At 56.4% G+C, this 19,316-nt stretch carries 18 protein-coding genes; 6 read left to right on the top strand and 12 right to left on the bottom strand.

Annotation, left to right across the window (positions count from 1 at the left end):
- Positions 1 to 203: 203 nt before the first annotated feature.
- Entirely contained in the window at positions 204 to 1,424 is a 1,221-nt protein-coding gene (locus VJ369_RS08460; RefSeq protein ID WP_324091642.1) for a D-alanyl-D-alanine carboxypeptidase family protein, read from the bottom strand.
- A gap of 242 nt (positions 1,425 to 1,666) precedes the next feature.
- Between VJ369_RS08460 and VJ369_RS08465 the strand changes: the two genes are divergently transcribed.
- Positions 1,667 to 2,179, top strand: coding sequence for an N-acetyltransferase (locus VJ369_RS08465; protein WP_324091643.1), 513 nt, complete (start codon positions 1,667 to 1,669; stop codon positions 2,177 to 2,179).
- Between the two features lie 14 nt (positions 2,180 to 2,193).
- On the opposite strand, the gene VJ369_RS08470 is transcribed toward VJ369_RS08465, so the two are convergent.
- Positions 2,194 to 2,583 (bottom strand): hypothetical protein, encoded by a 390-nt coding sequence (locus VJ369_RS08470; protein WP_324091644.1) that lies wholly within the window; start codon positions 2,581 to 2,583, stop codon positions 2,194 to 2,196.
- A 270-nt stretch (positions 2,584 to 2,853) separates the two neighbouring features.
- On the opposite strand from VJ369_RS08470, the gene VJ369_RS08475 reads away from it, so the two are divergent.
- Positions 2,854 to 3,330 (top strand): SRPBCC domain-containing protein, encoded by a 477-nt coding sequence (locus VJ369_RS08475; RefSeq protein ID WP_324091645.1) that lies wholly within the window; start codon positions 2,854 to 2,856, stop codon positions 3,328 to 3,330.
- Positions 3,331 to 3,698: 368 nt separating this feature from the next.
- On the opposite strand, the gene VJ369_RS08480 is transcribed toward VJ369_RS08475, so the two are convergent.
- The 5 genes from VJ369_RS08480 to VJ369_RS08500 all read right to left on the bottom strand — a co-directional run bounded on the left by VJ369_RS08480 (position 3,699) and on the right by VJ369_RS08500 (position 8,274).
- Positions 3,699 to 4,358: a TMEM175 family protein gene (locus VJ369_RS08480; protein ID WP_324091646.1), complete on the bottom strand. Its 660-nt coding sequence runs from the start codon at positions 4,356 to 4,358 to the stop codon at positions 3,699 to 3,701.
- Between the two features lie 190 nt (positions 4,359 to 4,548).
- Positions 4,549 to 5,007, bottom strand: a complete 459-nt coding sequence (locus tag VJ369_RS08485; RefSeq protein ID WP_324091647.1) for a MarR family winged helix-turn-helix transcriptional regulator — start codon at positions 5,005 to 5,007, stop codon at positions 4,549 to 4,551.
- Positions 4,991 to 6,127, bottom strand: coding sequence for an LLM class flavin-dependent oxidoreductase (locus VJ369_RS08490; RefSeq protein WP_324091648.1), 1,137 nt, complete (start codon positions 6,125 to 6,127; stop codon positions 4,991 to 4,993). Before VJ369_RS08490 ends, VJ369_RS08485 begins: the two co-directional genes overlap by 17 nt.
- Positions 6,128 to 6,252: 125 nt before the next feature.
- Positions 6,253 to 6,921: a response regulator transcription factor gene (locus VJ369_RS08495; RefSeq protein ID WP_324091649.1), complete on the bottom strand. Its 669-nt coding sequence runs from the start codon at positions 6,919 to 6,921 to the stop codon at positions 6,253 to 6,255.
- A gap of 15 nt (positions 6,922 to 6,936) precedes the next feature.
- Positions 6,937 to 8,274, bottom strand: a complete 1,338-nt coding sequence (locus tag VJ369_RS08500) for a sensor histidine kinase (RefSeq protein ID WP_324091650.1) — start codon at positions 8,272 to 8,274, stop codon at positions 6,937 to 6,939.
- 139 nt (positions 8,275 to 8,413) lie between these two features.
- Here VJ369_RS08500 and VJ369_RS08505 point away from each other — a divergent pair, with 139 nt between their 5' ends.
- From VJ369_RS08505 to VJ369_RS08515, 3 genes are all read left to right on the top strand, one after another.
- Positions 8,414 to 9,340: an ATP-binding cassette domain-containing protein gene (locus VJ369_RS08505; RefSeq protein WP_324091651.1), complete on the top strand. Its 927-nt coding sequence runs from the start codon at positions 8,414 to 8,416 to the stop codon at positions 9,338 to 9,340.
- Complete coding sequence (locus VJ369_RS08510) at positions 9,337 to 10,131, top strand: ABC transporter permease subunit (RefSeq protein WP_324091652.1); 795 nt, start codon at positions 9,337 to 9,339, stop codon at positions 10,129 to 10,131. Before VJ369_RS08505 ends, VJ369_RS08510 begins: the two co-directional genes overlap by 4 nt.
- A 546-nt stretch (positions 10,132 to 10,677) precedes the next feature.
- Positions 10,678 to 11,400, top strand: coding sequence for a TVP38/TMEM64 family protein (locus tag VJ369_RS08515; RefSeq protein ID WP_324091653.1), 723 nt, complete (start codon positions 10,678 to 10,680; stop codon positions 11,398 to 11,400).
- A 135-nt stretch (positions 11,401 to 11,535) separates the two neighbouring features.
- Here VJ369_RS08515 and VJ369_RS08520 read toward each other — a convergent pair whose 3' ends face one another.
- The 4 genes from VJ369_RS08520 to VJ369_RS08535 all read right to left on the bottom strand — a co-directional run bounded on the left by VJ369_RS08520 (position 11,536) and on the right by VJ369_RS08535 (position 16,469).
- Entirely contained in the window at positions 11,536 to 11,982 is a 447-nt protein-coding gene (locus tag VJ369_RS08520) for a DoxX family protein (RefSeq protein ID WP_324091682.1), read from the bottom strand.
- Entirely contained in the window at positions 11,975 to 12,397 is a 423-nt protein-coding gene (locus VJ369_RS08525; RefSeq protein WP_324091654.1) for an organic hydroperoxide resistance protein, read from the bottom strand. Before VJ369_RS08525 ends, VJ369_RS08520 begins: the two co-directional genes overlap by 8 nt.
- A 47-nt stretch (positions 12,398 to 12,444) precedes the next feature.
- Positions 12,445 to 12,885 carry a MarR family transcriptional regulator gene (locus VJ369_RS08530; RefSeq protein ID WP_324091655.1) on the bottom strand — a complete coding sequence of 147 codons (441 nt, stop codon included), beginning with the start codon at positions 12,883 to 12,885 and terminating at the stop codon, positions 12,445 to 12,447.
- A gap of 197 nt (positions 12,886 to 13,082) precedes the next feature.
- Positions 13,083 to 16,469, bottom strand: a complete 3,387-nt coding sequence (locus VJ369_RS08535) for an efflux RND transporter permease subunit (RefSeq protein WP_324091656.1) — start codon at positions 16,467 to 16,469, stop codon at positions 13,083 to 13,085.
- Positions 16,470 to 16,756: 287 nt separating this feature from the next.
- Here VJ369_RS08535 and VJ369_RS08540 point away from each other — a divergent pair, with 287 nt between their 5' ends.
- Positions 16,757 to 17,713, top strand: coding sequence for an Ltp family lipoprotein (locus tag VJ369_RS08540; protein WP_324091657.1), 957 nt, complete (start codon positions 16,757 to 16,759; stop codon positions 17,711 to 17,713).
- A gap of 82 nt (positions 17,714 to 17,795) precedes the next feature.
- Here VJ369_RS08540 and VJ369_RS08545 read toward each other — a convergent pair whose 3' ends face one another.
- The gene (locus VJ369_RS08545) at positions 17,796 to 19,286 is read right to left on the bottom strand and encodes a malate:quinone oxidoreductase (RefSeq protein WP_170947836.1); all 1,491 of its coding nucleotides are present in this window, start codon (positions 19,284 to 19,286) and stop codon (positions 17,796 to 17,798) included.
- Between the last annotated feature and the right edge of the window lie 30 nt (positions 19,287 to 19,316).

Below are 19,316 nucleotides of genomic sequence, written 5' to 3' on the forward strand. Positions count from 1 at the left end.
CCCATTTGAAACGCGCGCACGTCTATCGGTTCCAAGGTTTTGATCAAACCAGTTTGCGGGAGTATGAACGGAAATAAGCTCAGGATAAGCGCCGCTACCAAGTATGCATCGCGATGGCCCACCGTCGTGTGACACTCCGGTTCGTGATGATCCGAGCGAGGAACATCATAGCTCAGTCCTACTTTCGGTGATCTTCTAGGTTGCTACCTCAGATAAGTCCCCGAGGCCCAGCCAGTCTTCGATTTGTAAGTCACCCGCAACCAACCGGACTTAGCCTTGCCCGTAGTCTTGACCGTCTTTCCCTTTGGAATAGTGAGAATGACGCGGTTACCGGTGCCTGCACCGGAGCGCATATTCAGATTCGCCGTGGTTTTCTTTGACGAACCGCTGGTTTTAGGCGAAGACTTTTTGGTCTCTTTTTTCTTGGTGTCCTTCTTCTTCGTATCGCTCTTTGGCATCGAGACATTGCTCAAGTACGTTCCGGAAACCCAGCCGGTCTTCGAGCTGTAGGTGACTTGGTACCAACCAGATTTCTTAGATCCAGTGAGCTTGACGTTCTTGCCCCGAGGGATAGTGAGCAGGACGCGGTTGCTTGTTCCTGCACCTGAGCGCATGTTGAGGTTGGCTGTAGTCTTTGCGGTGCCTTTAACAGATTTAGGCGAGCTCTTCTTAGTGGAGGCTACGCCGTGGTAATGCTCGAATGTTTTTGCGCCAGAGTTCTTATAGGACTTAGCCAAGGACGTGCCTACATAGCGGAAATGCCATGGCTCGTAGGCGTAGCCGGTAACGGATTCTTGGCCCTTGGGGTAGCGCAGGATGAACCCGTACTTGTGGGCATTCTTCTTCATCCATTTGCCCACCGGGGTACTTTCAAAGCAGGACTGCAATGCGCACGCACCATTGTAGTTTCCTACGTCTGCGGCGAGCCCCGTTTGGTGTTCGCTGGTGCCGGGCTTAGCCGAGATGCGTTCGGCATACTTCTTGCCGTAAAGCCTCGTGTATTGGTTGAACAGCTGGGCTTGGCGATTGTATGAACGGTAGCCGCTGATGAGTTTGACGCGGATGCCAGACTTCTTGGCTGCCTTCACCATCTTGTTGTAGGCGTTGGCAGCCTCGGGGCGAAGACTGATGCCGGTGCCGCTGACCGTTTTGGTTTTCGGCGCGTACTTGGTTGGCTTGAGCGGGTAGCTTTTGTTAACGAAGACGTCGAGGTGATTTGGGTTGCGGTCAATTCCCCGTGCCGCGGCAACGGAGAACGAGCTGGCGCTCGCCGGTGCCAGCATTGAAGCGGCGGGCACGGAAGTAGCAGATTGCACCGAGGCAGGTTGTCCGGCGGCAACCGCTGCCCCGGGCAGTGTGCCTAAGGAAAGTATCGCGCCAACCGCTATTGCGGTGAGAATCTTCGGGGCAGAGTATTTGGGCATCTGAAGTCGCTCCGTTGTCCAAGTGATGATGGTCCATTCGATCACTATCTGACTTCGAGGGGCAAGGGGGATGATGAACCCGTCCGCAACTTTCTTCTCTCGATTGTTTGGGTCTGTTTCGGCGAAAGTTTATAAATTTACTGGTCGGATAGCGTTTTGAGTCATGTGTAGTGCAGTGCGGTCATAAAGTCCAGCGAAGAAACGAATCTCCATCTGGACCGTAATTTTGGTAAGTTACCAACATGCAGATCAGGCAGGAAGTCTTCGATGACAGAGCGGGAATCTATGCTGTGACGCATGCGGCGTTCAGCAAAGATGACCATCTGGTTGAACCAATGGAAGTTGGGCTGGTCCAGCAACTCTTTGAATGCGACGGTTATTCACCGACCTTTTCCTTGGTGGCCACGAACGACAAGACGGTCATCGCTCACGTGATTGCCACGTGGGGAACCATTGATGGCAAACATAAACTTCTGGGCCTTGGCCCACTTGTGGTAGCTCCTGAATTTCAAAGCAAGGGCGCCGGTACCGCACTGATGCAGGCAATTGCCGACCGTGCGGAAATTGAGCATGTGGCCGGAATTGTGCTGCTTGGCGCTACCGGATATTACAAACGATTCGGCTACGAACCGGCTATGGCTCGAGGAATTTTTCCATCCGACCCAGCATGGGGAGATAACTTCATGGTTCGAGTCTTCAACGAGCGAGCACTGCCTACCGGACGCTACCGTTACGCAGCACCTTTCGGCTGTTGAATAGTGCGCAGCGGTTAATCGAAGATAGACAGCCAGGAGAGTGCGAAACCCAGCACCCCGGCACCGAGCAGGAATTTTGCCAGCATGGAAAAGATCTCCAGCGGCTCCTGAGGATCGCGGTGCATCATCCTTTGATAGGTTTTTCTGTCCACGAGGACCGTTTGCCACCCGTGTTCCATTGCGCGTCGTTCAGTGTAAGTCAGCGGACGTTCCTGCATTCCATCCGGGGCCATCCAGCGGATCAAGGTGGCATTTGCATCGGAGAATACGAAAGCATCAAGATAGACCGCGGCGGCTTTCTTTCTCTTGTATTGCTTCGCGAGCAGAAGGCAGAGCAGGCCTAAGCTGAGTCCGGCCCAAGCAATAATCTCGCCGATAATCGAAATTGTGTCCAATAGATTCACTGAGGCAACCTTCGGGCAGGCATGGATTGGCGTCGCCGCGGCTGTCAGGTTTACCACTGCGCTATTCGGAATCTAACAAGATTGGTATTAGTCCTTGTCCTTCGACATCCCGAAAACTCAAGTTTATTTGGCGGGTAGGCGATAGTCAGTTTCCCCTGGCGAATTCAACCAGCTGATGTCAGTCATTAAGAAGGAATCGTGTTGCAAGGCGAGCCATCAGCTTGCCACAGGGCATTGACGGTGCTGTACTCAGGCGGTAGACCATAAGGTATGGATACTCCACAGCCTTCCGAACCACTGTCCTTCACAGTTACTGGACACATTTCCAAGACCAGCCACGAAGTGTATGAGGCGGTCGCGGATCCGCAGCAGCTGTCCGCATACTTCACTACTGGAGGCGCCAAGGGGCGCTTGGAATCAGGTGCCGAGGTCAGCTGGGATTTCCATGATTTCCCCGGTCGTTTCCCCGTGCAGGTGGTCCAAGCAATTCAAGAAGAAAAGATTGTGCTGAGGTGGGCCGGGGAAGGCGTGGCATCCGAGGACGGATTGAATACCGTCACCTTCGAATTCCAGCCCGTAGACGAGGGTACACGCACCAAGGTGAAAATTACCGAGGCGGGCTGGCTGTCTACACCGCAGGGATTGACCGGAGCTTTTGGAAACTGCGAAGGATGGACCGGGATGCTAGCTGCCATGAAGGTTTGGCTGGAGCACGGTATCAACCTGCGTGAAGGTTTCTATAAATAACTCTTGCTAGTCCATCAACTGACGAATTTCCACGCTGCTGTAAAACAGGTGTGGCATGCGTCGGGCGATTTATTGATTCTGGTGCACGGCTGCAATTTTGATAGCCTGTACCGCACAAGGATCCCCGCCTCAGTTTCCACTCTTGTCACGGAACCGAGCGAGCGGAGAGAACCCCTCCACAGAGCGATCCGTCAGTGCAGCTGAGTGAACGCAACTACTTCGTGAAGTATCAGACGCAAACTTTGAGGACAATGAACCGCATGAAAAAACAAAGGGTTCATTGGAAAAGTTCGCGAAATAAGAATTGCCGCATCCGGCGCGAGGGGCACTGGAATTAGCAAGAGTGAAATGGCCAACCGAATTGTGGGTCACGAAATCGTCGAGGCATTTTTGCCATCCGGTTCACGACCTCGGCCGGCGGTTGATATCAGGTAGAACAACCCCAGCACAACGCAGATTGCTAAGGTGAGATAGGGAGATATCAAGGCAGCTGCCGCGGCAATCACATACGCCGGGAGGGCGATCGTCCCACGGCGCAGAATGAGCTTTTTCTCAGATTCCGTCACCGGCTCACGCAGCAGGTGCGCACGGCGCGAAAGCACATGATGCTGCAAGGTGATGAACAGGAACGAGGTCGCGAGAAATGAGCACGCGTAGACAATAGCTGCAAGTGTTCCATCACCAGGATCGTTCAAATAGGTGGACAGCAGTGAAGTGGAGAACGGCAGGGTTACGATGCAAAGCAGCAAAAACAGGTTTAGCACCATAATTGAGTGGTCCACCCGGGCTAAGCGGTTGAACATCGTGTGGTGATTGAGCCACATGATGCCGATCGCTACAAAGGAAATCAGATAGGCCAGCATATTTGGCCACAGTGCCACTAGCTCGTCGGCTAAGTTTTTCCCGACTTCAGGTTCTGGGACCTTGATGTCTAAAATCAGCAAGGTGATTGCTACGGCGATTACTCCGTCGGAGAAGGCCTCAAGCCTGCCGGTATCGCTTGGCTCTCCATGTTCGTTGGCTTTCATTAGTTCGTCCGCCGTGCGTACTTCTCCGCGCGCCTTTCCATGTCCCCAACTCCATTGCCGAAGATTGTCTGGTGGCTTTGAGTGTACTCCGGCGGTGCGGACCCAGGCAGGGCGCAAAAGGCCCGAGCATGCAAAGGGGCCGTGCTCCCGAAACTAGTTCTGGAGAACGGCCCCTATGGTGGTGTGGCGTCTATTCCACTGCGTTATGCAGCTTGGTGCTCAGGCGCTGTAATTCAATGAATTCTTCCTCGCTCATCGCCTCGCCTAACAACATGTGCAACTGCTTGACGTGAGCCCGGCCGATATCCCGCTGCATGGACAGGCCCGCGTCGGTGAGCTTCAGCCGGCTAGCACGCTGATCGCTTGGATCCGTGCAACGGCTGACTAGCCCGCGCTCTTCGAGTCGGGTGATCATCCGGCTCAAACTCGGCTGGGAGATCAGCAGGTGCTTATTCAGATCAACTAGCCGGGTCTCATTTTCCGGAGCATGGCGCAGATTGAACAGCACGTCGTACTCGCGCAGTGAGAGCTTAGCGAACTCAGGCATGGTGGTAATCTGCCTCATCACCGCGACCTGTGCTCGAAAGAGCGCCTCCCAGGCATCTGTGGTGACCTTGAGTGATGCTTGGGTGTTACTGGTCCCGGTCACTGACTTCTGGCTCCTTAGGGGCGTTGGCTTGTTCAGCTACCAGTTTAGCGTTGCGCGCAGCCACCCGTCCGGCGTGAGTTGGAGCCTGTGCGATATCGGGAGCTGCACGCGAGGCCATTTCCTTCTTCAGCTCCGGCAGTACGTACTCGCCGAACATATCCAGCTGGTTCAGCACGGTCTTCAGTGGAAGACCTGCGTGGTCGATGAGGAAGAGCTGACGCTGGTAGTCCCCGAAGTACTCCTGGAAGCTCAAGGTCTTCTCCAGTACCTGCTGTGGGGAGCCCACGGTCAGCGGAGTCTGCGCGGTGAAGTCTTCCATCGAAGGTCCATTGCCGTAGACCGGTGCGTTGTCGAAGTAGGGGCGGAATTCCTTGACTGCCTGCTGGGAATCCTTGGCCATGTAGAACTGTCCGCCCAGGCCAACAACGGCCTGGTGTGCTTTGCCGTGGCCGTAGTGCTCGTAGCGCTCACGGTAGAGATCAATGAGCTGTTTGTAGTGCTCCTTGGGCCAGAAGATGTTGTTGGCGAAGAACCCGTCACCGTAGTATGCGGCGATCTCCGCAACCTGCGGGGTGCGGATGGAGCCGTGCCAGACGAATGGCGCCACATCATCGAGTGGACGCGGGGTCGAGGTGAAGTTCTGCAGCGGGGTGCGGAACTTTCCTTCCCAGTTCACTACGTCTTCATCCCACAGGCGGCGCAGCAGGTTGTAGTTCTCCACCGTCAGGTTGACCGAGTCCTGCATGTTCTTGCCGAACCAGGGGTATACCGGACCGGTGTTGCCTCGTCCCAGAACCAGGTCAACACGTCCGCCGGAAAGATTCTGCAGCATCGCGAAGTCTTCAGCGATCTTCACTGGGTCATTGGTGGTGATCAACGTGGTCGCGGTGGAAAGGATAATGCGTTCGGTCTGCGCGGCAATGTAGGCCAGCGTAGTGGTGGGGGAGGAGGAGAAAAAGGGGCGGTTGTGGTGCTCGCCGATGGCATAGACATCCATGCCGATTTCTTCGACCTTTTTAGCGATAGCTACCGACGCGTCGATGCGCTCTTTTTCGGTAGGGATCTTACCGGTGGTTGGATCGCGGGTGATGTCGCTGACTGAAAAGACTCCGAACTGCATGTCCACTCCTTGGTGTTGAGGTACGTTGTGCGCTTACCTCTAATTTATATGCGTATGCATGTAATAACAAGTTGAAGCGTCAATTATTCCCGTAAAAACGGTATGGCGTCGGACACGTGGAGGATTTAGGAGTTAACTATTCCAGCCCGGTAGGCAATCAACGCTGCGTCCACGCGGTTACGCGCTCCGAGCTTGAGCAAGACCGCGGTCATATGTCCCTTGACCGTCGCCTCGGTGAGCAGGAGCCGTACAGCAATCTCTGCGTTGGTGAGGCTCGCACCAACGAGGGCGAGTACTTCCTGCTCGCGAGGGGTCAGCTCTTGTACCAGCTCTTTGGCCCGGGAGAGCGAAGCGGTATTGATTCCGCGCACCTTGTCGATAACCCGCCGGGCTATGCGCGGAGAAAGGACCGCGGCACCCTCGGCTACCGCATGGACCGCACTCAGCAGCTCCTCCGGTCCGGAGCTTTTGAGCATGAAACCTGCGGCGCCGCCGGTCATCGCGCGGTCAATATACTCTTCTTCGCCGAAGGTGGTCAGGATCAGTACCTTGGCTACCGGATTCCCCTGCAATATGGCTTCCATAGCGCTGAGTCCATCAAGTTGCGGCATGCGGATATCCATGAGGATCACCGCTGGGTTCATTCGCTTAGCCAACTCAATGGCACGCACCCCGTTCTCTGCCTCGGCGATGATTGAGAGCCGCTGGTCGCTGGTCAGGATGGCGCGCAGCCCGGCGCGGATCAGCGCATCGTCGTCGACCAGCAGGATGCTGACAGGTGAAGCCATTGTCATCAGGGGTTCCTCGGTTCAGCGTCTTGGATACAGGTGATCGGCGGAAACCAGCGAGTCTGCCGTAAAACAGAGCCGGAACATTTCACTGCCCAGATCCAGCACCCCGGCGCGTGCGGCGTAGTAGCGGCATTGAGACTCGGACGGGCGTGCTGGGTCGTCGATAACGGGCAGCGGCTCATCCAGACCTTTGGCATGGACAATCTGGTCAACTTCGTTGTGAGTCATACCAATTGCCAGGTTGCGGAAATCAGTGGGGTGCAGAGCCGTTGCCCGGTACGTGGCGTTTTGAAGCAGCAAGAGACCGCTGGCTACGAGCACCACGGCGAGGGCAGGCAAGAAGATGATGGCCAAACGGCTTCGACGCTTCACCGGTACCTGGCCGGCCAGTTCTGAGCGACTATGCTTAGGCTGCGCAATCACGGCGACGAGCTCAAATTGTTTCCCGGAGTGATTAGTGCGCAGCGAACCACCGTGCGCTTCCAGGGCCGTACGCAGCGAGGCGAGCCCGGTGGCTCCCGAACGGACTGCTGGCACCTCGCCCGTCAAAGGATTAGAAATACGAAGGACCGTCGGGTCGCTTCGGCTGTCCAGAACCATGTCCACAGGGGCGCGAGGCGCGTACTTCGCCGCATTAGTCAGTGCCTCCTGAGCTACTTGATGAAGCAAGCTTGCTCCGCCTGCAGCGGGTGGAGAACCTAGCCGGGTGAACTTGATGTCCATGCCCTTAGACCGCGTCCGCTCCACGAGTTGGTCAAGAGCCGTGGCCGCAGGTTCCAAGGGCGCACGCTGGACAGCATCATGGAGAACTCCGATGATCTGATGCAGATGCTCTATCGCCTCGTCAGCCTGGCTGCGGATCTTGGATGCCTGTTCATGAGCGAGAGTTCCCTTGTCCAAAGAAATCTGCAGGCCACCGGCCTGCAAGGCGAGCAAGGCAAGGTCATGGCCCAACTGGTCGTGCATGGCCTCGGCGATGCGCGCTCGTTCGCGCAGCGCCGCCTGTACCACCACATGCTGGCGTTCCTGAGCGCGAAAGATAAATGAGGTGCGCCGGCCCCTGCCGATCCACCAAGGCAGGAGCGCAAACAGGACCACCCCGGTCAAGATATTCAAGGCGAAAGTCAACAGACTCACTGGTGCGGACAAGATCAGCGTGACCGCAGCAGCCAAGAGACCCGCGCCGAAGGCAATCAGGCCATGGACTAAAGACGCCACATGCCGTCCTGCCAGATAGCTGCAGATCGCAGCGACCGGAGCAAGCAGGATCCACGCTCCATTAGTAGAGATGGGAACCAGATATGCGCAGAGCGCTAAGGCGACCAGGAGTGCCGGCTGCTTCCACGAGGTAGTCATGTAGAACATGCTACTCAGCGTGGTGCCGGGCGAACACCGACCAAGGTAGGGGGTAGCCCGCTCGAAAGTGCCGACGAAAGGCCGGTATGCAGGGACATGTGTATTCCTAGGGTTGAAAGCAGAACCTAAGGAGCACATCATGATCACCCTGGAAGCCTTGACCAAGGACTACGGAGCCACCCGTGCAGTTAACAACCTGAGCGTGAATATCACCGCGGGGAAGGTCACCGGATTCCTCGGACCCAACGGTGCCGGCAAATCCACCACCATGCGCATGATCCTCGGACTCGACGCCCCAACCGGAGGACAGTCGCTTGTCAACGGAGTTCCATACGCAAAGCTGCGCTATCCCTTGCATACCGTAGGTGCGCACATCCTAGGGACAGCAGGTAATCCCGGGCATACTCCGCGTACCTTCCTCAAAGCCTTAGCTCAAAGCAACCAGATCCCGGTGCGCCGGGTGGCGGAAGTGCTCGCCGAGGTTGGACTGCAGTCGGTGGCCACCAAACGCATTGGAGGATTCTCCCTAGGCACGCGCCAGCGTCTGGGGATCGCCGCCGCCTTGCTGGGGGACCCGCAGATCCTCATCCTGGACGAGCCGATGAACGGACTTGATGCCGAAGGCATCTCCTGGGTCAGGCAGCTAATGCGAACCCGCGCGGATGCAGGCGGAACCATCTTCGTCTCCAGCCACCTGATGAGCGAGGTGCAGCAGGTGGCTGATCACCTGATCCTCATTGGACGTGGAGAACTCATCACCGAAGCGACCACCCAAGAACTGATTCAAGAATTTACCCAGCAGCTCATCACGGTTCGCACCCCGCGAGCGGCAGCGCTCGCCGGACTGCTGACGCAGCGAGGAGCCAAAGTCAGCACCAGCGGGGAGGGTCATCTGGAGGTCATCGGCATGCCCGTTGAGCGCGTAGGCGCGCTGGCCTTTGCCGGAGGAATTGAACTGCATGAACTGAGCATCATTCATGGCTCGCTGGAAAACGCATATAACCAATTGACACATGACACGGTGGACTACTCCGCCGAACTAACCGGGGGAGTGAGGACAAAATGAGCAAGCTAATGATCAGTGAATCCATGGACGGAAGGTTTGCCGGATCTTTGCTGGCCGCGGCGCGTGCCGAAAGTACCAAATTCTTCGGATTGCGTACCTTAGCGGGGCTTTATGCCTCGGGAATCCTAGTGACCATCGCGTTGGGCTGGCTGCTTGGCGCCAGTGCTAAAGCCAGCGGCGACAATGGCTTCGACACCGTCATGCCAGCTCCGCTGCTAGTATTCGCCACGCTGCAATTCGGGCAGCTGTTCTTTGCTGCGGCCGCTGCCCTGCACATCACTAATGAGTATTCCAGCGGAACCATCGCTACCACATTGCAGTCGGTACCTCGCCGGGCAATCCTGCTGACCGCTAAAGCACTCTTTCTCGCTATAGCGGGTTTGCTGACTGGCATGGTGATGATTCTCTTGGCGACTATCCCGACGGCGTTGAGCGCGGAGAAATACGGAGTTTTTGACCTGTCCGATTTGCTCTCTGCCGCAGTCGGTGCGGGAGTCTACCTAGCACTGCTGAGCGTGATGGTCCTCGGGCTCGGACTGGTGACGCGAAACTCCGCCGGAGCGATCGTCTCGGCCATCATCCTGCTCGTGGGGCTGCCACAGATCCTGCAGCTGATCCCGATCCACTGGGTCCAGACACTGACCCAGTTCCTGCCCACCAACGCTGCCACCTTCATGGCTACCGGTGCCAGCGAACCTTACGGCCCGGGGATGGCGCTGTTGGTGCTAATCGCATGGAGCGTAGTCCTGCTGGGTGCGGGATGGATGTCGCTAAAGCGGCGAGACGCTTAATCTTGGAATCGGCATTGACCACGCTCTTCCAGTGGCGAATCCAGCTGACGCGTCTTCGCGTACCGTAATTGCCTGGCCGTTCCCAGAAGGAGGCGAAACCTGCGCCGGTGGACGTTGTTCGGCCAAGGCCGGAGGTGATCGCAGAAATGAACGAGCTGGCCGCAAGGAGTGCGATGCACCGGTGGCAACCCCAGCACCTTAGAGAGAAGCCCAAATCCGAGTTCGAACTTTCTTGTCGGGTGGTGGTTCGGATTCGCTTTCTCTGAGAAGCTTTTCCTAACATTCGTCCCCCGAGTAAGGCACAATTTGCACCTCAAGGAACGTCCTGTAGTTGTTTTCTTTTGCTGAAGTTAAGTCATGCAGAAGCGATGCTTAGACGATCCGAGTAACCGTATTGTGCGTCCCGAACTTATTGTGTGGCAATGGATCGCTTCGGAATTTCATTTTGGGAACGCTACGAGCTACAGCTGGCCCGGCTCATGTCGCCAGATTCGTGCGTGCGCACGCGAATGCTCCGTGCCATGAAATTGCCGATAAGCTACAAGAATGGAAAACCAGCAGGCACCGCTGCCCAATGAAGACGAGCCGGAAGCTGCTAGCTCCTTATGGGCGAATTATGCACGCAATGGCGCGCTGATTGCAGTTTTCCTCCTGATGGTCTGGTTAGCGTTTAACGTCCACCTGCCAACTATTGAACAGATTCGAAATATGGCGGATGCCACCACCTGGACTACTCGGCTGTTGTTCATCGGGGCTTATGCCTTGGTGGCTTTGACCCCGATTCCGGTGACCATCATGGCCACCGCCGGCGGGTTGCTCTTTGGAGTCTTTGAAGGCACCATCTACTCCCTGATCGGGGTAATGCTCGGCAGCTGGGGAGCCTACTGGATTGCCCGGGCGCTGGGCCGGCAGACGGTACTGCGATTTCTGGGCAGGCATGCTGCCACAGTTGAACAAAAATTGGAGTCCCGTGGGCTGCTGGCTGTGTTTATGCTGCGTCTGATGCCAGGAATTCCATATTGGCCGGTGAACTACGGCAGTGGAGCCTTCGGAATCACACAACGCGAGTATCTCGTTGCCAGCGCGCTCTCGGTGATTCCGGGGCAGTTGTCCTTGGTGGCTATCGGGGCTTTCATTGCCGTGCCCTCGTTTTTCCACGGCGCGGTCATCATCGTTGCTTGGATCGCTGTAGCGATCCTGACCATCTGGGCTTATCTTCGGTGGCGCCGTCAACGTAAAGCTGTGATCCTCGAAGCCCCTAACGCCTAGCCTCCGAGCTGCCGAAAATTGCACGCTGAAAAAAGTACTTAACCAAGTTCGCACCACAACAGGTTGGCATGATGCCATTCCGGTTATGGTGCGAACTATTTTTTTAGATTCTGCTGCTTAGACTCTCGTTGGTGATTACTTTTGGCGGCGCAGTTGCGCGCGGTCCCGCCACGCGGCAGTTGACCATAGTGCCAGTGCAATCAATACCGGTTGGAAGAAGAGTCTGGTAAATCGTTTACCATCGGTATCCAGCCCAAATCCATCTCGGCCTTCCTGCCATTGGATCAGGTTTCCGGGGAAGACCGCGAGGAAAAACAGTGCAACAACCCAACCGACATGTACCCGCTTCTTGAGCAAGGTCAGTACCGAGAGTCCCAATCCGATCTCCGCAACGCCGGAGAGTACTACGGTCAGATCCGGATCCAGCGGAACGAAGTGGGGAACTTGCGCTTGAAACTCTTCGCGGGCAAAGGTGAGATGGCCAATTCCAGCAAAGGTCAGAAACGAGCCCAGAACAATGCGTGCGCTGTGGCGGGCAAACCCTAGCGGCTTGGCGGAGTTTAGCGCGGCACTCTTAGTCATCGCTGACACTGACAGTGACATCGATATTTCCGCGAGTTGCGTTGGAGTACGGGCAGACCTGATGGGCCGCATCTGCTAGTTCTTGAGCTTGTGCATGATCCATTTCGGGAATGACTACTTCAAGCTCGACGGAGAGTTTAAAACCGCTGTCACCGTCGCGGTGCAAGTGGACGCGTCCGCCGACACTGGAATCCTCAATCTTGATCTTGCGGCTGCGGGCCACCGAATGAAGTGCCGAGTGGAAACATGCGGCATAGCCGGCGGCAAAGAGCTGTTCCGGGTTGGTACCGGTTCCGGAGCCGCCCAATTCAGTTGGGGGAGTCAGGTTCATGTCGAGCTTTCCATCAGCGGTCTTCACGCGTCCTTCACGTCCGTGGCCGGTGGAGAGTGCCTCTGCAGTGTACAAAGATTCCATGATGTTGCCTTTCGGTGTGGTTGAGAGTTGTGCGCTCTTTCCTCGGCCTATTTGTCGGGGGAAGAAATCTTTTGCATTGATTCAGTGACCCGGTGCAGCGAATCAATCAGGGCGTGCGCGGCCTTGAGATCCGGGAGTCCGGTACCGCAGGCAATCTGTGCGGGTATATGTGCCAGGTCGTTTTGCAGTGCAGTGCCTTTGGAAGTCAGGCTGACGTTGACGACGCGACTGTCCTGTACGTCGCGTTGCCGGACAATAAATTCTTTGTCTTCCAAGCGTCGCAGCAGAGGTGACAAAGTTCCTGAATCAAGTTGTAGTACTTCGCCTATTTCGCGGACCGGCTTTTCGCCTTCGGTCCACAAAATGACCAGTACGAGGTACTGGGTATATGTCAGTTTCCACGGTGCAAGCAGCTCTGTGTACGCCCGGGTTGTTGCCCGGCTCGCGGAGTAAAGAGCGAAACAGACCATCTCATCGACTATTGCCATGAAATAAGCATTGCACACAATTCAATTGTGCACAACTTAAATTGCAAATCGATGATTCAGCAACCCCTCAAATCGAGAGGAAGCATCGAAAGCAACGGATCGGGGGAGCATCTTGCGTCGAGGCGTGCGCCAAAAGCAAACGAGTCTGCAACCGCTAAAAGCGGTTGCAGACCCGTTTGCTTCGCAAGCCGAAGTAATTACTCCTTGGGCTTTTCGCTGGCCTTGTTCATCATTTCCTCAAATTCGCGGCGTTCCTTGCGGGTGACCGGAATCTGCCCGGTGAGCGGATTGACTACTTGCTCCCCAGAAACTACGGGTTTTACCGGTTGCTTGGAAACTGGCTTGGCGTCCTTGGCAGGTTTTTCTACTACCCGTTCAGCAGCGCGCTTAGCTGATTTCTTTGCCGGCGCCGTAGCCGGTTTTGCCGCCGGAGCAGTGGAGAACTTGGCACTAGCGCCGTCCATGGCAAGCGCAAGATCCTGAGCGGCGGTGTGCTGCTCGGTTGAGTGCTTACGCGCCGCGCGGTTCACCATGCGCTTTTCCTTGCGTGACTCTACCAACCGGTAGAGCACTGGAACCAGGATCAGGGTCAGCAAGGTCGAGGACACCAGGCCACCAATGACCACCACAGCCAATGGCTGGGAGATGAACCCGGACTGGCCGGTGAGGCCCAGCCCCATAGGGACCAGCGCAAAGATGGTCGCCAATGCTGTCATCAGAATTGGGCGCAGACGTTGCCGGGCACCTTGCATAATTGCCTGATCCAGTGGCATCGCAGGACGCTCGGGGGTATTCCTCCGGTACTGGTTGATCAGGTCGATGAGCACAATTGCGTTGGTTACCACAATGCCCACCAGCATCAACATACCGATCAGCGATGGCAGTCCCAGTGGGATTCCGGAAATCAGCAGCAGGCCAATGGCGCCGGTGGCTGCGAATGGAATGGATACCAGCAGAACCAGTGGCTGAATCAATGACTTAAAGGTCGCCACCATGATCACGTAAACAATCGCGATGGCAGCCAGCAGTGCGAGGTAGAGCTGGTTGAATGAGTCTGCCTGCTCGGTGGCCGCGCCACCCAGCTCAACACTGGCACCCTCAGGCAGTTGCACCGAATCCAGACGCTGTGTGACATCCTTGGAAACCGCACCGAGCATATTCTCGGCCGGCGTCAACGTGACCGTAGCAATACGTTCACCATTGGAGGTGGTGACCTGCTGGACTACTTCGGTGCGATCCACCTTGGCAAGATCTTGCAACTCAAGAATTCCGGTGGCGGTTGGGATCTGCAGCTCACGCAGCTTGGCCAAGCCGTTGAGGTCCATACCTTCACCGATCTGCACCGTCATATCCGTGTAGTCCAGGCGCAGGGTGCCGGCCGGGACGGACGAAACCTGAGAGGCAACCATTCCCGCGAGCTGAGTTTCAGTCAGGCCTGCTTCCGCGGCCTTTTCTGCATTGATATCAATCGAGACCTGTTCACGTTTAGCCGAGAGATTGTCGCTAATGCCGGTGACATGTTCGGTGCCGGTCAGCGCCTCACGCATCTTGTCGGTGGCTTCGCGCAGGATCTCCTCATCCGGTGCCTTTACCTCGACGGTGACATCGCTTGACATCATTGCCGAGGAGTTGGAACCGAAGCTGAGGGTCAAGTCCTTGGAAAGATCCAGCGACTCAACCTGAGTGCGTACGGTGTTGGTCAATTCTTCCTGATCCACATCAGGATTTGTGATCACGGTGAAGCTTGCGGTATCGGCGCCCGAGGCAAACATGGCAGCCATACCGCTGGCGCTGCCGACGGTCATCTGGACATCTTCGATTCCGTCGATGTCCTGAAGCTTCGCCTCAACCTTGTCCGCTTCCTTCAAGGTGGTGCCCAATGCGGTACCCGAAGGCATCTTAGCGGTGACCGAGATTGAATTTTCGCCAGTGGAGCCCAGCAAGTTGGTGTTCAGCAGCGGAGTCATCGCCACGGTGCCTGCAAGGATCACTACCGATGCCAGCAAGGTGATCACCGGGTGCTTCTGGGTGCCGTTGAGTACCGGCACATACAGCCGCTGCAGCCAGGATTTGTCCTCGGCCACGTGTACGGTGCGGGTAGCCCCTGTGCCCGGGCGGTGCGGCAAGAACCAGTACGCGAGCACCGGAACAATGGTCAGTGAGACCAGCAGCGAGGCAAGCAGCGCAATAGTCATGGTCATGGCGAATGGGCTGAACAGCTCACCGGCCATGCCGCCGACCATCGCGATGGGCAGGAACACCGCCACGGTGGTTAGTGTTGCGGCGGTAATTGCTCCGGCCACTTCCTTCACCGCAAGCAAGATGGATTGGGCCTTGGATTCCCCGTGGGAAAGGTGGCGTTTGATGTTCTCGATGACCACAATCGAGTCATCCACCACGCGGCCAATTGAGATGGTCAGGGCACCAAGGGTGAGCATGTTCAGGGTGTAGCCGAACACGTTCATCCCGATGAAGGTAGCCAGCAAGGACAGCGGGATAGAGATCGCGGTGACCAGGGTGGAGCGCACGGAAAAGAGGAAAACTAAGATGATGATGACCGCGAAGCCAAGACCCAGTGCGCCTTCCAGCGCAAGGTGGCTAATCGAGTCTTCGATAAATGGTGCCTGATCAAAGATAGTGGTCATCTTTGCCTTGTTTCCAAGCTCAGATTCCAGGTCGCCAATCATGGCATTGACCGCATGGGAGATCCCCACGGTGTCACCGGCTGGGGTTTTGGTGACCTGGATAGACAACGTCTCTTCACCATTGGTGCGGGTGACGCTGGTGGCCTTATCGGCTTCGACAGAAATCTTGGCAACATCCTTGAGCAGGACAGGACCGTTGTCGGTGACCAGCGGGATGTTCTTGATGGCATCTAAGCTATCGGGGGTGGAGCCGGCAATGACCGGAAGTTCCAGACCATCAACGTTCATATTGCCGATAGGCATCGGTGAACCGGCATTCTCGATGCCGTCTTTCAAATCAGCGACGGTCAGTCCGGACTGACTCATCTTTCCATCATCGGGAATCACCGCAATATGCTGGGAAGCGCCTCCGGAAACCGAAGCCTCACGTACCCCGTCAATTTTCTGCAGTTTCGGCAGCGCAATGCGTTCAACATCATCGTTCAGTGCTTCCAGCGACTGATCCGAGGAAACCGCAAGCATCAATACCGGCAGGTCGGCAATGGAGCCGGCCAGCGCGGTAGGCTCAACATTCTCCGGAAGCTGGGACTTAACGTTGGAGATGGCACGCTCAACCTGAGCACGCGCGCGGTCCATGTCGGTACCGTACTCGAAGGTCAGGGCGATGCGGGTGAAACCAGCCTGCGAGGTGGCGGTAGAGGACTCAAGTCCTTCGACTGCCTGCAGTGCGGTCTCCAGCGGAGCTGCGACCTGCTCGTCCACCACATCAGGGCTCGCACCCATCTGGGTGGCCATCACCGAGATCTGCGGGAACTCCATGGAAGGAATGAGTTCTTGCTTCAAAGATCCCATAGAGATCACGCCAAAAACGGCGGCAAAAACCGTGATGAGCGCAATGAGCGCCCGGTTCTTTAATGACAAGGTGGCCAAGCGCTGCATGCGTGTGTAGTCCTAGCGGTGTCGCGAAGTAAGGGGTTTAAAACAACTTTAGTTGGTTGTTAGCGCGCAACGGTCTCTAAGAGATGTAAACCACCCAATATCATCCAAAGGGTTGACGAAGAGTGTTCAAAAATTTCTCGAAGCCGCATTACTTCTCGGCACATAAGGTCACCCAAAAGGGACGGCGGGGGTCATTGTGTCGGTGCTTGATCTTATGCTCAGAGCTACTTGGTCACGAAGAAGTTTTCTCCGGCCAAGGACACTCATTGAATGTTCTAGGGGGCATCATGTCAAGTCGTTTCAACCCACCGCCTGCATGGCGTGCTTACCTGCCGGAGGATTTTGTGCCGGCAGTAGATTGGATTCCAGAACGTGCGTGGGGCGCGCCACCAGTTGGCTGGCCTCTGTGGATCGAATCCACGACTGGTGAGGCATCCGAACCTCCAATCCAGTACCAAGCTAATCCCTACCTGTATATGTCGGTGATGCCCGATTGGGATGCTCCAGAAACCGCTCAGCTAAATACACCGGTGATGGGATCCCAGCACAAGCCAAAGAAGCTACCACTGAGTCGTGGAAAGAAAATTGGACTGGGCGTAGTAGCTGGTGTCCTTGTTATCGGAGTCATCGGGGCTCTCGGGGGAGGGAGCGAAGAGCAACCGGTGCCAGTTGCCGCTAGTCCAAGTCCAAGCGCGGTGGAAGCCAACGCCTCGTCGGAACCGACGGCAGAACCCATCACGATTTCATCGGCAAGCGTCGAAGCGGAAGCCAGCGCACAAAAGGCTGCCGATGAGCAGGAAAAGAAGGCTGCTGCCGAAGCTAGTGCCAAGGCGGAAGCTGAGGAAAAGGAAAAGGCCGAGGCTGAAAAGAAAGCCAAAGCTGAAGCCGAAAAGAAAGCCAAGGCGGAGGCTAGTGCTCAAGCAGAAGCCGAAGCGAAGGCCGAAAAAGAGGCTGGAACACTGAGCCAGCAGAATGCCCTGAGTAAGGCCAGTGACTATTTGGACTACACCGCATTCTCTAAGACTGGGCTCATCAATCAGTTGGAATTTGAAGGATTTTCAAACGGTGATGCCACATGGGCTGTTGAGCGAGTCAGTGTCGACTGGAATGAACAAGCCGCGTTGAAGGCAGCCGACTATTTGGATTACACCTCATTTTCCAAATCTGGTCTCACCGACCAGCTCATCTACGAGGGCTACACCAAGAAGCAAGCTGCCTATGGTGTGAGCACTACAGGCCTCTGAAGGCTTCCTGGCGCACTCAGGTATTAACTAATAAAGCCCGTTCACCACAAGTGGTGAACGGGCTTTATCTGCAGCTCAGAGACTAGATCAGTTCCAGAGTCTTATCGGTAGCAGCCTTGACCTCTGCGTACAGCGCAGGGTTTTCGTTCAGCTTCTGACCGTAAGAAGGAATCATTTCCGCAAGTTTCGACTCCCAGCCAGCGAACTGCTTCGGGAAGCAGCGCGAGAGCAGACCAACCATGATTGGGGTCGCGGTCGACGCGCCAGGGGAGGCGCCGAGCAGACCGGAGATCGATCCATCCGAAGAGGTGATGACCTCGGTACCGAACTGGAGGACACCGCCCTTCTTGGCATCCTTCTTGATGACCTGTACGCGCTGACCGGCGGTGATCAGTTCCCACTTGGAACCATCCGCTTCTGGGAAGTACTCGGCCAGGGCCTCATCCTTCTTAGCGCGTGACTTGAGCACCTCCTTGATCAGGTAGGTGGTCAGTGACATATTGTCCTTGCCAACAGCAAGCATCGGGATGATGTTGTGTGGACGCAACGACAATGGCAGGTCAAGCTGGGTGGTGGACTTCAAGAAGTTCATCGAGAAGCCAGCGTATGGGCCGAACATCAGCGAACGCTCGCCATTGACGAAGCGGGTGTCCAGGTGCGGCACCGACATTGGCGGGGCACCGACCGAAGCCTGGCCGTACACCTTGGCGTGGTGCTGGTTGATGATAGTCTCATCGGTGCAGCGCAGGAACTGTCCGGAGACTGGGAAGCCGCCGAAGCCCTTGATCTCATCGATGCCCGAGTGCTGCAGCAGCGACAGTGCGCCACCGCCTGCACCCACAAAGACGAACTTTGCCTTCACGGTCTTGACCGCGCCGGTGGCGTTGTTCTTCACCGTGATGGCCCAGCCAGCACCGTCGCGCTTCAAGCCCTTGACCTTGTGGCCGTAGTTCACCGAGGCACCATTGGAAGCCAACGAGTTGGTCAGATCCTTGGTGAGGCGGCCGAAGTCAACGTCGGTACCCGAGGTGACGCGGGAGGCAGCGACCTTTTGCGCGCCGTCGCGTCCCTTGGCAACCAGCGGTGCCCAATCGTTGATGGTGTCCAGGTCGGTGGTGATCTCCATATCGCCAAAGAGGGCGTTAGGCTTCAGCGCGTCGTAACGTGCCTGAAGGTACTTTGAGTGGTCTTCACCGATAACAAACGACATATGCGGCAGTGCGTTGATGAACTTCGCGTCGGAGACGCGCTTGTTCTCAACTGCCCACGAGTAGAACTGGCGTGATACCTGGAACTGCTCGTTGATTCCAACCGCCTTCGCGGGGTCAACGGTGCCGTCGGCCTTGGCCGGGGCGTAGTTCAGTTCGCATAGTGCCGAGTGACCGGTACCTGCGTTGTTCCATGGTGAGGAGGATTCCTCGCCGGCCTTGTCCAGGTTTTCGAAAAGACCAATGGACCAGGTCGGTTCCAGCTGGTTGATCATGGTGCCTAGGGTGGCACTCATGATGCCGGCACCGATTAGTACTACGTCAAATGATTCGGTTGACGTTTCAGAAGGCACGAGGATCTCCATCGACAGTGGTACTTTGCTCTACTACAGCCT

Origin of the sequence: Glutamicibacter sp., assembly GCF_035257265.1 — a bacterium.
GTDB lineage: Bacteria > Actinomycetota > Actinomycetes > Actinomycetales > Micrococcaceae > Glutamicibacter.

Coding starts and splice junctions, on each gene's coding strand:
- VJ369_RS08535 (WP_324091656.1), bottom strand. CDS start 16,469: ATGCAGCGCTTGGCCACCTTGTCATTAAAGAACCGGGCGCTCATTGCG.
- VJ369_RS08515 (WP_324091653.1), top strand. CDS start 10,678: ATGGAAAACCAGCAGGCACCGCTGCCCAATGAAGACGAGCCGGAAGCT.
- VJ369_RS08500 (WP_324091650.1), bottom strand. CDS start 8,274: ATGACTACCTCGTGGAAGCAGCCGGCACTCCTGGTCGCCTTAGCGCTC.
- VJ369_RS08510 (WP_324091652.1), top strand. CDS start 9,337: ATGAGCAAGCTAATGATCAGTGAATCCATGGACGGAAGGTTTGCCGGA.
- VJ369_RS08465 (WP_324091643.1), top strand. CDS start 1,667: ATGCAGATCAGGCAGGAAGTCTTCGATGACAGAGCGGGAATCTATGCT.
- VJ369_RS08490 (WP_324091648.1), bottom strand. CDS start 6,127: ATGCAGTTCGGAGTCTTTTCAGTCAGCGACATCACCCGCGATCCAACC.
- VJ369_RS08540 (WP_324091657.1), top strand. CDS start 16,757: ATGTCAAGTCGTTTCAACCCACCGCCTGCATGGCGTGCTTACCTGCCG.
- VJ369_RS08495 (WP_324091649.1), bottom strand. CDS start 6,921: ATGACAATGGCTTCACCTGTCAGCATCCTGCTGGTCGACGACGATGCG.
- VJ369_RS08520 (WP_324091682.1), bottom strand. CDS start 11,982: ATGACTAAGAGTGCCGCGCTAAACTCCGCCAAGCCGCTAGGGTTTGCC.
- VJ369_RS08525 (WP_324091654.1), bottom strand. CDS start 12,397: ATGGAATCTTTGTACACTGCAGAGGCACTCTCCACCGGCCACGGACGT.
- VJ369_RS08530 (WP_324091655.1), bottom strand. CDS start 12,885: ATGGCAATAGTCGATGAGATGGTCTGTTTCGCTCTTTACTCCGCGAGC.
- VJ369_RS08480 (WP_324091646.1), bottom strand. CDS start 4,358: ATGAAAGCCAACGAACATGGAGAGCCAAGCGATACCGGCAGGCTTGAG.
- VJ369_RS08460 (WP_324091642.1), bottom strand. CDS start 1,424: ATGCCCAAATACTCTGCCCCGAAGATTCTCACCGCAATAGCGGTTGGC.
- VJ369_RS08505 (WP_324091651.1), top strand. CDS start 8,414: ATGATCACCCTGGAAGCCTTGACCAAGGACTACGGAGCCACCCGTGCA.
- VJ369_RS08475 (WP_324091645.1), top strand. CDS start 2,854: ATGGATACTCCACAGCCTTCCGAACCACTGTCCTTCACAGTTACTGGA.
- VJ369_RS08545 (WP_170947836.1), bottom strand. CDS start 19,286: ATGGAGATCCTCGTGCCTTCTGAAACGTCAACCGAATCATTTGACGTA.